Origin of the sequence: Mesorhizobium sp. M1142 (genome assembly GCF_040318565.1) — a bacterium.
Classification (GTDB): Bacteria; Pseudomonadota; Alphaproteobacteria; order Rhizobiales; family Rhizobiaceae; genus Mesorhizobium.
The window spans coordinates 23,008-37,809 of record NZ_JAMYMK010000014.1; the positions used below are offsets into that span (position 1 = coordinate 23,008).

Consider the following 14,802-nt stretch of genomic DNA (forward strand, 5'->3'; position numbering starts at 1 on the left):
TTTACTTGCCGTCGGCGGCGATGCGCACCTTGATCATGCGATCGGGATCGGTCACCGTCCCGTTCTGCGCCTCGTCGCCTTTCTTGATGTGGTCCACCAGCTCCATGCCGCTGACGACATTGCCAACGATGGTGTACTGGCCATCGAGCGGCGGTGCCGGCGCGAACATGATGAAGAATTGCGAATTGGCGGAATTCGGATCGTCGGAGCGGGCCATGCCGACCACGCCGCGCTGGTAGTGCTCGGTGCTGGAGAATTCGGCCGGCAGGTCGGGAAGATCGGAGCCGCCGGTGCCGACAGCGTCGGCATTGAAGCCGCTCTTCATGTTGCCGAACTTGACGTCGCCGGTCTGCGCCATGAAGCCGTCGATGACGCGGTGAAAGGCGACGTTGTCGTAGGCGCCCTGGCGCACCAGCTTTTTGATCTGCGCGACGTGTTTCGGCGCAAGGTCGGGCCTCAGCGCGATGGTCACGTCGCCGTCCTTCAGCGTTACGATCATGGTGTTTTCCGGATCAGCGGCAAAGGCCGACACGGATGCGGTCACAAGACCGGCAAACACGGCAAGCAAGAAGGCAAGCTTTTTCAGCTGCATGGATCTTTCTCCGAATATCTTCGTTCATGCATGTCGTTACCCAAAGCCGGGTTCCACTTTTGGGTGACATGCATTTATTTCGCGAATTTGGCGGCGAGCGCGCCGGCCACGGCCGCCGGCACGAAGGGGCGGATGTCGCCTCCCATCGAAGCTATCTGGCGCACAAGTGTGGCGGTAATGGTGCGCACCGAGGGGCTGGCGGGCAGGAACACCGTCTGCAGCTCCGGCGCCATGGTCTCGTTCATGCCGGCCATCTGCATCTCATAGTCAAGATCGGTGCCGTCGCGCAGACCGCGGATCATGATCGAGGCGCCATGCTTCCTGGCCGCATCGATGACCAGCCCGTCGAAGGCGACCACTTTGATACGCGCACCGTCGCTGCCGAATTCCGCCTTCGCGGCCGTTTCGATCAGGCCAACCCGTTCCTCGAAGGAAAACAACGGCTTCTTGCCGGGATGGGTGCCGATCGCCGCATAGATTGTATCCGCCACGGCCAGCGATGCCTTCAGCACGTCGAGATGGCCGTTGGTCAGCGGGTCGAAAGAGCCGGCATAAAGGGCGATGCGTTCGGTCATGGCAGGTGCTTCTAGCGAGCCTCTCTCCTAAAGGCAAATCCGATCACCAGCCCGCCTCGTGAACCCTTTGGCCGACGTAAACGACAGATGAATGTGCCGCTCACAACAGCTTCACGCAGTGTTCACTAAGTTGCAGCTGCAGAAGATGAAACCAAACACCCATCTAATCGTTGTTAGGCGCAGGAGAACACGCACATGCTGATCTACATGCTTGCCACCGCAATGACCGTCGCCATGCTGATCGCTACCGTATTCGGGTTGCATCAGGAGGCACAGCGCGTCCGCGCCAAGGCCAATACCAAGCAGTTCGAAGGCTTCGGCATCCGTAGGCCTTATCGGCATTTCTAGAGCGTTTGCTGACAACGCCGGACCGACCTATCGGGCTGGCGGCGTCGTGGCAACTCACTCGACGTTGTTGTTGTCAGGCTCCCCACCTTCGGTAGCAGCGCCGCTTTCAGCCTCGACACTCTCTTCGATCTCTTCGTCTGCCTGCGGCTCCGAAATCCGCTCCACCGAAACGACCTTCTCGCCCTCTGCGGTATTAAAGATCGTAACGCCCTTGGTGGCGCGGCTGGCGAAACGAATGCCGTTAACCGGGACGCGAATGACGGTTCCGCCATCCGAAACCAGCATGATCTGATCATCATTGCCGACCGGGAAGGTCGCCACCAGACGGCCGATTTCGGCCGTTTTCGAAACGTCGGTAGCGCGGATACCCTTGCCGCCGCGACCGGTCAGGCGGAAATCGTACGACGACGAACGCTTGCCGTAGCCATATTCCGTCACCGTCAGCACGAACTGCTCGTGTGCCTTGAGGAATTCGTAGCGCTCGTCGGAAAGCTCCGCCTCTTCGCCGACCTCTTCGTTGGTAAGCTGGATTTCTTCCTCCTCACCGGCGGCGATGTCGGCGGCGAGCCGGCGTTCAGCCACCACCCGCTTAAGGTAGGCGGCACGTTCCGCCGGCGGCGCGTCGACATGCTCGATCACCGCCATCGAGATCACCCGGTCGCCATCGGCCATGGCGATGCCGCGCACGCCGACCGAATTGCGGCTCTGGAAGACGCGTACGTCGCTGACCGGGAAGCGGATGCACTGGCCGGAACTTGCCGTCAAAAGCACGTCGTCATTATCGGTGCAGGTCTCGACGCCGAGGATCTCGTCGCCTTCCTCGTCCAGCTTCATGGCGATCTTGCCGTTGCGGTTGACCTGGACGAAGTCCGACAGCTTGTTGCGACGCACGGTGCCGCGCGTGGTGGCAAACATGACGTCGAGCTCGCCCCAGCTCGTCTCATCCTCCGGCAGCGGCATGATCGTGGTGATGCGCTCGCCCTGTTCGAGCGGCAGCATATTGATCAACGCCTTGCCGCGCGATTGCGGGTTGCCGATCGGCAGGCGCCAGACCTTTTCCTTGTAGACGATGCCACGCGAGGAGAAGAACAGCACCGGCGTGTGCGTGTTGGCGACGAACAGCCGGGTGACGAAATCCTCTTCCTTGGTCGACATGCCGGAGCGGCCCTTGCCGCCGCGGCGCTGCGCCCGGTAGAGCGACAGCGGCACGCGCTTGATGTAGCCGGAATGGCTGACCGTGACGACCATGTCCTCGCGCTGGATCAGGTCCTCGTCTTCCATGTCCGCCCCGCCCTCGGCGAGCTCGGTGCGGCGCGGCGTGCCGAACTCGTCGCGCACGGCGATGAGCTCGTCCTTGACGATCTGCTGGACGCGGGCGCGGGACGACAGGATGTCCAGGTAGTCCTTGATCTCGTCGCCGATCGTGTTCAGCTCGTCGGCGATCTCGTCGCGGCCGAGCGCGGTTAGGCGCTGCAGGCGCAGTTCGAGGATGGCGCGCGCCTGCTCCTCGGAGAGATTGTAGGTACCGTCCTCGTTGATGCGATGGCGCGGGTCGTCGATCAGAAGAATCAGCGATTCCACGTCGCCCGAAGGCCAGCGCCGCTCCATCAACTGCTCGCGCGCCGTCTGCGGGTCCGGAGCGCTGCGGATCAGCTTGATGACTTCATCGATATTGGCAACAGCGATGGCAAGGCCGACCAGCACATGGGCGCGGTCGCGCGCCTTGCGGAGCAGGAATTTCGTGCGCCGGCTGATCACCTCCTCGCGGAAGGCGACGAACGCCTTCAGCATGTCGGTGAGCGTCAGCAATTCCGGCTTGCCGCCGTTCAGCGCCACCATGTTGGCACCGAAGGACGTCTGCAGCGGAGTGAAGCGGTAAAGCTGGTTGAGGATGACGTCGGCGACGGCGTCGCGCTTCAGTTCGATGACGACGCGGTAACCCTGGCGGTCGCTCTCATCGCGAATGTCGGAAATGCCCTCGATGCGCTTGTCGCGCACCAGTTCGGCCATCTTCTCGATCATCGATGCTTTGTTCACCTGATAGGGAACCTCGGTGATGACGATCGATTCACGGTCGTTGCCGCGCGCCTCGATGTTGACGCGGCCGCGCATGACGATGGAGCCGCGGCCGGTCGAATAGGCGCTGTAGATGCCGGAACGGCCAAGCACGATGCCGCCGGTCGGGAAATCCGGTCCCGGAATGATCTCCATCAGCGCCGGAAGATCGATCGCTGGATTGTCGATGAGGGCAATGGCGCCGTTGCAGACCTCGCCCAGATTGTGCGGCGGGATGTTGGTGGCCATGCCGACGGCGATGCCGCCGGAGCCGTTGACCAGCAGGTTCGGAAAGCGCGCCGGCAGGACTTTCGGTTCGCTGCCCGACGCATCGTAAGTGTCCTGGAAATCGACGGTGTCCTTGTCGATGTCTTCCAGCAACTCATGCGCGACCTTGGTCAGCCGCGATTCCGTGTAGCGCATCGCCGCCGGCGGATCGCCGTCGATCGAGCCGAAATTGCCCTGCCCGTCAATCAGCGGCACGCGCAGCGACCAGTCCTGCGCCATGCGCACCAAAGCGTCGTAGATAGAGGCGTCGCCGTGCGGATGGTATTTACCCATCACGTCGGCGACCGGGCGTGCCGATTTCACATATTTACGGTTCCAGTGATAGCCGCTCTCATAGGCGGCGTAGAGGATGCGGCGATGCACCGGCTTGAGGCCGTCGCGCACGTCCGGCAGCGCGCGACTGACGATCACGCTCATGGCGTAATCGAGATAGGAGCGCTGCATCTCCTCGATGATGGATATCGGCTCGATGCCGGTGGGGCCGCCGTCGGCGCCGCGCGGTGTCTTCTGGTCGGTCAAATCGGATCACAATCTAATCAGGAATCACTTGGTGCTTATATAGGAAGCCGGCCCGAAACTCCAACAATCGCGGCAGTTTTCCAATGTGGTTTTTAGCGGCAAATTCAAAAGGATACACCAATTGCGACGATATGGCCGTGGCACCCTTTCACCGGCGTCGCCGGCGGGCGCGATAAGTACCCGGCGCCTCGCCCATCAGCCGCCGGAAACGGCGGTTGAAGGTTGATAGATCGTTGAATCCCGCCGCAAAGGCGATCGCCGAAATTGTGTTATCTGACGTCCGCAGCCGCACGGCTGCCCTGTGCAGCCGCGTTCTCAGCAGGAATTGGTAGGGCGTCATGCCGGCAACGTGCCGGAAGGTGCGCAGGAAATGGTAAGGGCTGGTGGCGGTCTCGTCGGCGAGTTCGGCAAGCGAGATCGGCCGGTCGGCATCGACTTCAATGCGCCGCACCGCTTCGGCGACACGCTTCTGGTCGCGGCGGCTCGGGGTCCGTCCCCGATCCGTGGCGCTGCAAGCCGCTGTTACCGCGGCACCGGCAATGCGCAGGGCGAGTTCCTCGAACGCGCCGGTGTCGGCCATCTCGCGCGCCGCCTCCGCTTCGGCGAGCAGCGGCACCAGCGCCGGCAAGGGCGGCAGGCGCGGCGTGCTGAAATCGAGCGTCTTGGCGCCCGGCACGTCGGCGACGATCCGCTCCATACAGGCCGGTCCGAAATGGAAGGAGAGGCAGCGGTCGCCGGCGCCATGCTCGTGCCCGCACTCGTAGCATGTGCCGGGATTGCCGAGCAGGAGCGCGCCCGGCGCCAGCATCGCCGTGCCTTGGCGGGCACGATAGCGGAAGGTGCCGCTGGTTACGGCAGCAACGCAGAAATGCCGATGCTCCTCCTCGAATGGCCTGTCGGCGGCGCTGGCGGTGCAGATGACATCCGACACCTGCCAGCCTCGGCCCGACGCCAGCCTATGCGCGCTCGTCGTCATCGCCCAAACATAGCAATTTTTCCCAAGCGCAGAACCCCTGCCGGCCTCTATGCTTGCCGGTCTCCTGACAAGATGAGAGCGAAGCCATGTCCAATTCCTTTGCCAAGGCCCTGCACAGCGATGGGCCCACACCGGCCCTTGCCGAGAAACTGAACCTTTACGGCCGCTTCGTCGGCGCCTGGACGTTCGACGCCACGCGCCATCTCGAAGACGGTCAGGTGCTGACCGGGCGCGGCGAGGTGCATTTCGGCTGGGTCCTTGAAGGCCGCGCGATCCAGGACGTATGGATCCTGCCAGCTCGTGACGCTGGTTCCTCCCCTTCGCTCGGCAAATGGACCTTCTATGGCACGACGTTGCGCGTCTATGACCCAGGCGTCGACGCCTGGCACATCTTCTGGAGCGACCCGCGCAACCGGTATTACAGCCGCCAGTTGGGCCGCGTCGAAGGCGACACGATCGTCCAATTAGGCGCAGACGGCACCGGCCCTTCGGTACGCTGGAGCTTTTCCCGGATCACCGGAGATTCCTTCCGCTGGCTGGGCGAGCGTTCGTTTGACGACGGCGCCACCTGGCGTCTCGAAGTCGAGTTTCTGGCGCGCCGCACCGCCAGCCCCTGATCCGCACGGTTTCCACTGGCTTCGCTTTGCTCTACCAATCCCGTTAACCGGCATTGCCGGCGGGGAGGGTCAGCATGCCGAGCTTCGACAGCCTGTTCAACGCCTTCGTCACCATACTGGTGACGATCGATCCGCCCGGCCTGGCGCCGCTCTTCCTTGCCGTGACCCGCGGCATGAACCGCGAGGAGCGCAACCAGGTCTCCGTGCGCGCCTCGATCATCGCTTTCCTGGTGATGGCATTGTTCGCAATCGCCGGCGCGTCGATCCTGTCGGTCTTCGGCATCACCCTGCCGGCCTTCCGCGTCGCCGGCGGCTTTCTGCTGTTCTTCATCGCCTTCGAAATGGTGTTCGAGCGCCGGCAGGACCGTAAGGAGAAGATCGGCGACGTCGCCATCACCAGGGACATGATCCACAACATCGCCGCCTTTCCGCTGGCGATCCCGCTGATTGCGGGTCCCGGCGCGATTTCGGCGACCGTCCTGCTCTCAAGCTCGTTTCAGGGTTTTGGCGCGCAGACAGCCCTTGTCGGCATCATCGCCATCTGCCTCGTCATCACCTACCTGGTGTTCGTGCTGTCAGAGCGCATCGATCGTATCCTCGGCCAAACCGGCCGTTCGATCCTGACACGGCTGCTCGGCGTCATCCTGGCGGCGCTCGCCATACAGTTCGTCGCCGACGGCATCAAGGCGCTGATGGCGACCTAGGAACTGCCCTACTTCGCTGTCGTTTCAATGACTTCGAAGTCATGGGTAATCTCGGCAGTCTTGGCCATCATTGCCGAGGCCGAGCAGTATTTCTCGATCGAAAGCCCGATCGCCCGCTTCACCTTGTCGTGTGACAGCGCCCGGCCCTTGACGACAAAATGCATGTGAATGCGGGTGAACACCCTGGGATCGGCTTCTGCACGGTCGGCATCGAGTTCGACCACGCAATCTTCGACCGCCTCGCGCCCCTTTTCGAGGATATGGACCACGTCATAGGCCGAGCAGCCTCCGGTGCCGATCAGCACCAGTTCCATTGGGCTCGGCCCCGGCGTCTTGCCCTCCAGCCCGAACGCCGTGCCTAGCACCAGCTTGTGCCCACTGGCGGACTCGCCAACAAAAGTGCGCTCCTCCACCCATTTGACCCTTGCTTTCACTTGATACGTCCTTTCACCGCTCAAACGCACAACGTCCCGAAAATCCAAGACAGATTTTCGGGACGCCATTTCGTGGCCAAGGTGCTGGCGCTTGTCGCCGCAAGGGCAGTCCGCCCCGAGAAATCAGAACGGGATTTCGTCGTCCAGCTCGCGCGATGAACCACCGCCGCCGCCCTTGTTGGCGCCACCCCGATTGAAACTTTCGCCCGGGCCGGACTGGCCGAAATCGGAACCGCGGCTCGCACCGCCACCGGCATAGTTGCCGACCTGGCCGCCGCCCTCGCCCCGTGCGTCGAGCATCTGCAGCTCGCCGCGGAATTTCTGCAACACGATTTCAGTCGTATAGCGGTCATTGCCGGTCTGGTCCTGCCATTTGCGCGTCTGCAGCTGGCCCTCGACATAGACCTTCATGCCTTTCTTCAGATACTGCTCGGCCACCTTGGCGATCTGGTCGTTGAAAATCACGACATTGTGCCACTCGGTCTTTTCCTTGCGCTCTCCAGATGTCTTGTCGCGCCAGCTTTCCGACGTCGCGATGCGGATATTGACGACCGGGTCACCCGAATTCAGGCGGCGGATTTCAGGGTCCGCCCCGAGGTTGCCCACCAGAATGACCTTGTTGACGCTACCCGCCATGACACTTCTCCGCGCTCATCCGAAACCAAATTCCTTGTCGCTCCACCTTACAGGCTATGGACAATCCCTGCCTGCCGTGGCTGCCTTTTCCCACAAGGTTTTTGTTCTCTTTTCGTTCTAGTTTAAAGGTCCTGCACTGTCAATAGATGTCAGTAACAAGTAGGGTCTTGGCGCCGAATTTTCCACGAACCCTGAGATCGAGGCGAACTCAATGAAGATGGTCGAGCATGACGATCAGCCGCAAGAAGAATGGCGGACGGGAGTAAAGACCCGCATGCATGTCTCGGCCTGCAACGGCGCAACTCAACTTTGCATATTTGAACAATGGGTCGAACCCGCGGTTGGCGCCCCGACACATTGGCACCCGGTCGAGGAAGTGCTTACCGTCATCGCTGGCAGGGCCGAGATGTGGATCGATGACGAGCATCTCGTCTTGACTGCCGGACAGTCGCTTGTTGTTGCCGCGCACAGGCAACATGGCTTCCGAAACGTCGGCTCCGAACTGCTTCATATCCATGCCGTGCTCGCGTCACCAGTTTTTGAGGCAACGTTTAACGGATCGCCAGACATGGTGAGACGCTGGCTTCCGACGCGTTTGTAAAATCTCGCCCGTCGCAAAAAACACTGCCTGTCTTAAAAACGCGACTTGCCAAACCGATAAGTATCGACTTATGCTTCTGGAATGATCGAAGCAGAGATTTTTCGGGCACTGGCCGATCCAACGCGTCGCGCCGTCTATGAGCGGCTCGCCGACGGCGAGATGACGGTATCGGAACTCCGCAATGGCATGCCGGTTTCGCAGCCGGCAGTATCGCAGCATCTCGCGGTGCTGCGAGGTGCCGGCCTCGTGGTCGAACGCCGGGCCGGCCGCAATGCCTATTATCGCGCCGATCCGAACGGGCTTGCGCCGCTGCTCGGCTGGATCGAACGCTACCGCGCGTTCTGGCCAGAGCGCATCGAAAGGCTCAAGACGGTTTTGAAGGACATGGACCAATGACCAGCCGAGGCAAAGAACGCGCGGAAATGGCGGCAGACAAGATCGAGTTCGAGTGCGAGCTGCCCGAGCCGCCGGAAAAAGTGTGGCGGGCGCTGACAGTGCCGGACCTGCTCGCGGCCTGGATGATGCCAAACGACATTGAACCAAAGGTCGGCAACCGCTTTGCCTTTAAAGCGCCGGATGCGCCGATCGAGTGCGAAATCCTCGACGCGGATCCCGGACGGCTGCTGCGCTATTCCTGGCGGGAGCGGCCGGCGCCCGGCGATACGCGGGTGCCGCCCGGCAGCCCGGTGGAAAGCCCAATGAACGATAGGCCAGTGGATAGCATCGTCACCTTTACGCTCGACCGCACCGTTTCCGGCGGCACGCATCTGCGCATCGTCCATGATGGTTTTGCTCGGGCAGCAGTGCCGGAGATCGCCATGGCAGGCGCCGGTTGCCGACTTTCGTTTGAAGCGCGTACTCCCAAGTACAAGCAGATCGCCGCAAACACCGCGCGCCTCTTTATGCGCGCGGCCTGAACGACGACAGTCAAAGGAGATAACGATGAGCGGCCTTGCCAATTTGGTGCCGATGGTGATCGAGCAGTCGAGTCGCGGCGAACGTGCCTTCGATATATTTTCGCGGCTGCTGCGCGAGCGCATCGTCTTCATCAACGGGCCGATCGACGACGGCACCTCGGCGCTGGTCTGCGCCCAGCTTCTGTCGCTGGAATCCGACAATCCCGACAAGGAGGTCTCGCTCTACATCAACTCGCCGGGTGGCGTGGTGACCAGCGGTTTCGCCATCTACGATACGATGCAGTATATCAGCTGCCCGGTCTCCACCGTTTGTATGGGCTTCGCCGCCTCGATGGCCTCGTTTCTCCTGATGGCGGGCACGCCAGGGCGGCGTATCGCGCTACCCAACACCAGCATCGTGCTGCATCAGCCTCTCGGCGGTTTCCAAGGCCAAGCCTCCGATATCCAGCGCCATGCCGAGGGCATCCTTCGCACCAAGCGGCGCATGACCGATCTTTACGCCCATCATTGCGGCCGCACCTACGAAGAAGTGGAACGCACGCTCGACCGCGACTTTTTCATGACCGCCCAGGAGGCCAAGGATTGGGGACTCGTCGACCATGTTTTCGACACCCGCAAGCAGGCCGCATGAACGAGCAGGGCCGGCGGACGCAACCGACGCGATTGAGCGCCCGCAATTTCAGCGCCATCGGTCTGGTCTTGCCGCCATCACGGCACTATAGTCCGGCGATGACCGCCAGCCGTTCATCCAGCCTGTTGTGCCTTGCTATCGCTACTGTGGCCGGCACGAACATGCTGGTGGACATGGCATTTGCCCAAGATAATTCGACGTCTTCGCAAAAGGGCGCCCTGCCCGGCGTGACCAGCGACTATCGCATCGCCGAGCCAGGGCCGCAGCCTGAGCCCGACGACGCGGTTCCAAGCAGCGGCAACGGCACGTTCAAGATCGGCGATACCGACGTTCGGATTTCCGGCAGCATAACCATCGATGTCGCTACCGGCGGAATCAGGCCCCCCAGCCGGTAAGTTCGCCTGGCATGCACCACAAATGTGCCCTTCAAACGAACAGCCCCGTCATTGCTTGTGCAATTGACGGGGCTTCTTGGATCTAAAATCCAAATTGCCGGGAGTGTACTGCCGGCTTTTTATTTCGGATGCTTCGCGGCGTTCAGCCGACGATCCGACTAGCAGTCTCTGATTGTTGTGGGGATCGGCAGGTCAACGTTGGCAGGTAGCGCAAAACGCTTGGCCTAGCCACTTATACCTGCCGCGGCTCCAGCGACACGTGGAGCCTCAAGGAACTGTCCGGTGGAGTCATGCCTCTGCTCTCCTTCTGTTCGTTGCGACTGTCGTCGAAGCGCTCATCGCATAACCCGCGGCGTCTCGCAGGCTAGCCCCAGGCCGCGAGGCCATCGAAAGACGGCCGGCTTCGTTGACGTTTGGAGTCTGCCCCCGTGACAGATGGACGTCAACCTTGAATGGCCGATTACCGAAAAATGTGATCGCGAGACGCTTTGTGAACCCCGGGTGAACCCAGCCGCACGGGCAGCTTTTGTCAGGAGCGTGTTCGGCCTTTGTTCTTTCCGCTTGCCCGTTCGCGCGAAAGGCGGTTAAACGCTTTGGTCGAGAGTTGTGGCGTCTCTCGAAAAGGCGGCGAAATTACCTACATAGGGGATGGTCGGGAAAACCCGCCCATCCCACGAATTCCAGATTCTGAGGCGGCGACCGGCGATGGCCGACCATAAATATCTCTCCATTCGCGGGGCACGCGAACACAATCTGAAGAATGTCGATCTCGACCTGCCGCGTGACAGCCTGATCGTCATGACCGGGCTGTCGGGGTCAGGCAAGTCGTCGCTTGCCTTCGACACGATCTATGCCGAGGGCCAGCGCCGCTATGTCGAGAGCCTTTCGGCCTATGCACGACAATTCCTCGAAATGATGCAGAAGCCGGACGTCGACCAGATCGACGGCCTGTCGCCAGCCATCTCCATCGAGCAGAAGACCACCTCGAAGAACCCACGTTCGACTGTCGGCACCGTCACCGAGATCTACGATTATATGCGGCTTTTGTTCGCCCGCGTCGGTGTACCTTATTCGCCGGCCACCGGCCTGCCGATCGAGAGCCAGACGGTCTCGCAGATGGTCGACCGGGTGCTTGCAGTCGAGGAAGGCACCCGGCTGTTCATCCTGGCGCCGATGGTGCGCGGCCGCAAAGGCGAGTACCGCAAGGAACTGCTGGAGCTGCAGAAGAAGGGTTTTCAGCGCGTCAAGGTCGATGGCGTCTTCTACGAGATCGCCGACGTGCCCGCGCTGGACAAGAAGTACAAGCATGACATCGACGTTGTCGTCGACCGCATCGTCGTGCGCGGCGATCTGGCGACGCGGCTCGCCGATTCCATCGAGACCGCGCTGAAGCTTGCAGACGGACTGGCGGTAGCGGAATTTGCCGACAGGCCGCTCGACGCCAGCCAGACCGGCGAGGATTCGGTCAACAAATCGAAGAACGAGACGCATGAACGCATGCTGTTCTCGGAAAAGTTCGCCTGCCCGGTGTCCGGCTTTACCATTCCCGAGATCGAGCCCAGGCTGTTCTCCTTCAACAATCCGTTCGGCGCGTGCCCGACCTGCGATGGGCTCGGCAGCCAACGCGCCATCGATGCCAGCCTGGTCGTGCCCGACGAGAATGTCTCGCTGCGCGCCGGCGCCGTCAGCCCTTGGGCGAAATCGACGTCGCCCTATTATGCGCAAACGCTGGAAGCGCTGGGCGTTGCCTACGGCTTCAAGCTCGGCGACAAGTTCAAGGATCTGAGCGAAGAGGCAAAGCAAGCCATCCTGCACGGCACCGGCGAGCGCGAAATCACCTTCCACTACGATGACGGCCTGCGCTCCTACAAGACGACCAAGACCTTCGAGGGCGTCATCCCCAACCTCGAGCGCCGCTGGAAGGAAACCGAATCCGCCTGGATGCGCGAGGAGATCGAGCGCTTCATGTCGGCCACGCCCTGCCCGGCCTGCCGCGGCTATCGGCTGAAGCCCGAGGCGCTCGCGGTCAAGATCGCCGGCAAGCACATTGGCGAGGTCACCGAGCTGTCGATCCGCAAGGCCGACCAGTGGTTCACCGATCTGCCCGCTTCGCTCAACGACAAGCAGAACGAGATTGCGGTGCGCGTGCTCAAGGAAATCCGCGAGCGGCTGCGCTTCCTCAACGATGTCGGGCTCGATTATCTGACGCTGTCGCGCAACTCCGGCACGCTGTCAGGCGGCGAGAGCCAGCGCATCCGTCTTGCCTCGCAGATCGGCTCCGGCCTGACCGGCGTACTTTACGTGCTGGACGAGCCGTCGATCGGTCTGCACCAGCGCGACAATGCCCGCCTGCTCGATACGCTGAAGCATCTGCGCGACATCGGCAACACAGTGATCGTCGTCGAGCATGACGAGGACGCCATCCTGCACGCCGACTATGTCGTCGATATCGGCCCGGCCGCCGGCATTCATGGCGGCCACATCATCGCCCAGGGCACGCCGCAGCAGATCATGGCGACGCCCGCTTCGATCACCGGCAAATATCTGTCGGGCGAGCTCGAAGTGGCGACACCGGCAGTGCGGCGCGAGGCCAAGAAGAGCCGCCGGCTGAAGGTCGTCGGCGCGCGCGGCAACAATCTGAAGAACGTCACCGCTGAAATCCCGCTCGGCACTTTTACCGCCGTCACCGGCGTGTCCGGCGGCGGCAAGTCGACCTTCCTGATCGAGACCCTGTTCAAGGCGGCGTCGCGCCGCATCATGGGCTCGCGCGAGCATCCGGCCGAGCACGACCGCATCGAGGGGCTCGAATTCCTCGACAAGGTCATCGACATCGACCAGTCGCCGATCGGGCGCACCCCGCGCTCCAACCCCGCCACCTATACCGGCGCCTTCACGCCGATCCGCGACTGGTTCGCCGGCTTGCCGGAGTCGAAGGCGCGCGGCTACCAGCCGGGCCGCTTCTCGTTCAACGTCAAGGGCGGCCGCTGCGAGGCCTGCCAGGGCGACGGCGTCATCAAAATCGAGATGCACTTCCTGCCCGACGTCTACGTCACCTGCGACATCTGCCACGGCAAGCGTTACAACCGCGAGACACTGGACGTCCTGTTCAAGGGCAAGTCGATCGCCGACGTTCTCGACATGACGGTCGAGGAAGGCGTCGATTTCTTCGCCGCCGTGCCCGGCGTGCGCGACAAGCTGGAGACACTCAAACGGGTCGGCCTCGGCTACATCCATGTTGGCCAGCAGGCAACGACCTTGTCGGGCGGCGAGGCGCAGCGCATCAAGCTTGCCAAGGAACTGTCGCGCAAGGCGACCGGCAAGACGCTCTACATTCTCGATGAGCCAACCACCGGCCTGCATTTCCACGACGTCGCCAAGTTGCTTGAAGTGCTGCACGAGCTGGTCGACCAGGGCAACACGGTCGTCGTCATCGAGCACAATCTAGAGGTGATCAAGACCGCTGACTGGGTTCTCGATCTTGGCCCCGAAGGTGGTGACGGCGGCGGCGAGCTGGTGGCGTCCGGCACGCCGGAGGACATCGTCCGCGAAAAACGCAGCTATACCGGGCAGTTCCTGAGGGAATTGCTGGAGCGGCGCCCCGGAGGCAAGCGCGAAGCGGCGGAGTGATGGCAAAGAACGGTCTCATCACGGTCCAAAGCCGCTTCGGCGTGACCGAAACCATCGATCGCCTGGTCGAAACTGTCGAACGTGCAGGATTGCTGGTCTTCGCCCGCATTGATCACGCCGCTGGTGCGCGCAGCGTCGAAACATCACTGCGTCCAACCCAGCTCCTGATTTTCGGCAATCCGAAAGGCGGTACGCCACTGATGCAGGACCGGCAGCTTGCCGGCATCGATTTGCCGGTCAAGGCACTGGCTTGGGAGGACGGGCAAGGCAAGGTCTGGCTCTCCTACAATGACGCGCACTGGCTCGCTGAGCGCCACGGCTTGGGCGACGCCAGTCGCAATGCCGTCGCTGCGATCGCCGACGGCATGGACAAGGTGATTGCGGCCGCTGCCGGCGCGGGCCAGTTTTGATGACGAGAGCCGCTCGGGCCGATGATCTCTCCACGGTGATTTCGCTCACCACCGACGCCTACGCGCCCTACACTGCCCTGTTCGGAGCGCCGCCGATCCCCGTCACACAGGACTATGCGCCGCGCATCCAACGCGGCGAGGTCTGGCTTTTGGAGCAGAATGGACAGCCGGCCGGCTTGATCGTTCTCGAACGAAATGCGGACCATACAATGATCTTCAGCGTTGCCGTTGCGCCAGCCTTTCAGGGCAAGGGTTTCGGCATCGGGCTGCTCGACTGGGCCGAGCAACAGACGCGCTTGTGGAGCTTGCCTGAGATCCGACTCTACACCAATGCCAGAATGGAACGGAACGTTTCGTTGTATAAGGCCTACGGCTTTCGCGAAACGGGTCGCCGGCCCAATCCATATCGGCCAGGATGGACGGTCGTCGACATGGCGAAAGCCGTCGAGACGACCGCCATCGCGTGATCCTTTTCTG

At 62.1% G+C, this 14,802-nt stretch carries 17 protein-coding genes; 11 read left to right on the forward strand and 6 right to left on the reverse strand.

All coding sequences use genetic code 11. From position 1 onward, the window contains the following. Window position 1: 1 nt before the first annotated feature. The gene (locus NKH42_RS21670; RefSeq protein ID WP_254817364.1) at window positions 2–592 is read right to left on the reverse strand and encodes a peptidylprolyl isomerase; all 591 of its coding nucleotides are present in this window, start codon (window positions 590–592) and stop codon (window positions 2–4) included. A 74-nt stretch (window positions 593–666) separates the two neighbouring features. After that, the gene (coaD, locus tag NKH42_RS21675) at window positions 667–1,167 is read right to left on the reverse strand and encodes a pantetheine-phosphate adenylyltransferase (RefSeq protein ID WP_352507881.1); all 501 of its coding nucleotides are present in this window, start codon (window positions 1,165–1,167) and stop codon (window positions 667–669) included. Between the two features lie 195 nt (window positions 1,168–1,362). Here coaD and NKH42_RS21680 point away from each other — a divergent pair, with 195 nt between their 5' ends. Beyond that, window positions 1,363–1,515, forward strand: a complete 153-nt coding sequence (locus NKH42_RS21680; protein ID WP_352478968.1) for a hypothetical protein — start codon at window positions 1,363–1,365, stop codon at window positions 1,513–1,515. Window positions 1,516–1,569: 54 nt separating this feature from the next. On the opposite strand, the gene gyrA is transcribed toward NKH42_RS21680, so the two are convergent. Continuing rightward, window positions 1,570–4,377 (reverse strand): DNA gyrase subunit A, encoded by a 2,808-nt coding sequence (gyrA, locus tag NKH42_RS21685; protein ID WP_352507880.1) that lies wholly within the window; start codon window positions 4,375–4,377, stop codon window positions 1,570–1,572. 148 nt (window positions 4,378–4,525) lie between these two features. Continuing rightward, on the reverse strand, window positions 4,526–5,353 hold the full coding sequence (locus tag NKH42_RS21690) for a helix-turn-helix transcriptional regulator (protein ID WP_352507879.1): 828 nt from the start codon (window positions 5,351–5,353) through the stop codon (window positions 4,526–4,528). Window positions 5,354–5,439: 86 nt separating this feature from the next. Between NKH42_RS21690 and NKH42_RS21695 the strand changes: the two genes are divergently transcribed. Further along, window positions 5,440–5,970 (forward strand): hypothetical protein, encoded by a 531-nt coding sequence (locus NKH42_RS21695; protein WP_352507878.1) that lies wholly within the window; start codon window positions 5,440–5,442, stop codon window positions 5,968–5,970. A 74-nt stretch (window positions 5,971–6,044) separates the two neighbouring features. Then, the gene (locus NKH42_RS21700; protein ID WP_254817370.1) at window positions 6,045–6,674 is read left to right on the forward strand and encodes a MarC family protein; all 630 of its coding nucleotides are present in this window, start codon (window positions 6,045–6,047) and stop codon (window positions 6,672–6,674) included. An 8-nt stretch (window positions 6,675–6,682) separates the two neighbouring features. Here NKH42_RS21700 and NKH42_RS21705 read toward each other — a convergent pair whose 3' ends face one another. Both NKH42_RS21705 and NKH42_RS21710 read right to left on the reverse strand, forming a co-directional pair. Beyond that, window positions 6,683–7,108: an OsmC family protein gene (locus NKH42_RS21705; RefSeq protein WP_352507877.1), complete on the reverse strand. Its 426-nt coding sequence runs from the start codon at window positions 7,106–7,108 to the stop codon at window positions 6,683–6,685. A gap of 123 nt (window positions 7,109–7,231) precedes the next feature. Further along, window positions 7,232–7,744, reverse strand: a complete 513-nt coding sequence (locus tag NKH42_RS21710) for a single-stranded DNA-binding protein (protein ID WP_352448761.1) — start codon at window positions 7,742–7,744, stop codon at window positions 7,232–7,234. A 274-nt stretch (window positions 7,745–8,018) separates the two neighbouring features. Here NKH42_RS21710 and NKH42_RS21715 point away from each other — a divergent pair, with 274 nt between their 5' ends. The 8 genes from NKH42_RS21715 (at window position 8,019) to NKH42_RS21750 (ending at window position 14,792) form a co-directional block, all read left to right on the forward strand. Beyond that, complete coding sequence (locus NKH42_RS21715) at window positions 8,019–8,345, forward strand: cupin domain-containing protein (protein WP_352752758.1); 327 nt, start codon at window positions 8,019–8,021, stop codon at window positions 8,343–8,345. 81 nt (window positions 8,346–8,426) lie between these two features. Further along, entirely contained in the window at window positions 8,427–8,741 is a 315-nt protein-coding gene (locus NKH42_RS21720) for an ArsR/SmtB family transcription factor (protein WP_352478973.1), read from the forward strand. Next, window positions 8,738–9,262: an SRPBCC family protein gene (locus NKH42_RS21725; protein WP_352507876.1), complete on the forward strand. Its 525-nt coding sequence runs from the start codon at window positions 8,738–8,740 to the stop codon at window positions 9,260–9,262. The genes NKH42_RS21720 and NKH42_RS21725 overlap by 4 nt, the downstream gene beginning before the upstream one ends. 25 nt (window positions 9,263–9,287) lie before the next feature. Beyond that, window positions 9,288–9,893 (forward strand): ATP-dependent Clp protease proteolytic subunit, encoded by a 606-nt coding sequence (locus NKH42_RS21730; RefSeq protein WP_254817374.1) that lies wholly within the window; start codon window positions 9,288–9,290, stop codon window positions 9,891–9,893. A 98-nt stretch (window positions 9,894–9,991) separates the two neighbouring features. Beyond that, window positions 9,992–10,288, forward strand: a complete 297-nt coding sequence (locus NKH42_RS21735; RefSeq protein WP_352479042.1) for a hypothetical protein — start codon at window positions 9,992–9,994, stop codon at window positions 10,286–10,288. A 705-nt stretch (window positions 10,289–10,993) separates the two neighbouring features. Beyond that, a complete protein-coding gene (gene uvrA / locus NKH42_RS21740; RefSeq protein ID WP_352507875.1) occupies window positions 10,994–13,915 on the forward strand; it encodes an excinuclease ABC subunit UvrA in 2,922 nt (973 codons plus the stop codon). After that, window positions 13,915–14,325: a DUF302 domain-containing protein gene (locus NKH42_RS21745; protein WP_352507874.1), complete on the forward strand. Its 411-nt coding sequence runs from the start codon at window positions 13,915–13,917 to the stop codon at window positions 14,323–14,325. Before uvrA ends, NKH42_RS21745 begins: the two co-directional genes overlap by 1 nt. Then, on the forward strand, window positions 14,322–14,792 hold the full coding sequence (locus NKH42_RS21750; protein ID WP_502896224.1) for a GNAT family N-acetyltransferase: 471 nt from the start codon (window positions 14,322–14,324) through the stop codon (window positions 14,790–14,792). Before NKH42_RS21745 ends, NKH42_RS21750 begins: the two co-directional genes overlap by 4 nt. The last annotated feature ends 10 nt before the right edge of the window (window positions 14,793–14,802 follow it).